Source organism: Paenibacillus sp. F024 (assembly GCF_057814255.1).
This window is the reverse complement of sequence record NZ_JBVASZ010000196.1, coordinates 1-255: the sequence shown is the minus strand read 5'-3', so window position 1 is coordinate 255 and position 255 is coordinate 1. Positions and strand designations below refer to the sequence as shown.

The following is a 255-nucleotide window of genomic DNA, read 5'->3' as shown; positions in this document are numbered from 1 at the left end:
GCTAAGAGATCATCAGCACCTGGGTATGGATGTTTTCGTCAAACGAATGCCCTATAAATTAAAAAAGGCTGCATTTATTGTAAGAAGCATTATTGTCATTTTTCTTCTTTATTTAGTGCTTGAGGGAGCGTACAAATTGGTCATGCTGAATTTAGATGCCCCTTCTCCCGCATTGGGAATTGACCTGGCCTGGGTTTATTCGATCGGGATTTTCGCTAGTGCGGTCATGATCCTGTTTGTGCTAAGTCATATTTA

The 255-nt window shown here is 40.8% G+C and carries 1 protein-coding gene; it reads left to right on the top strand.

Going from position 1 to position 255, the window contains the following annotated elements; all coding sequences use genetic code 11:
* Nucleotides 1–255 (top strand): TRAP transporter small permease (locus tag ACZYR9_RS27955; protein WP_488981532.1); only part of this gene is annotated, 255 nt, incomplete at both ends.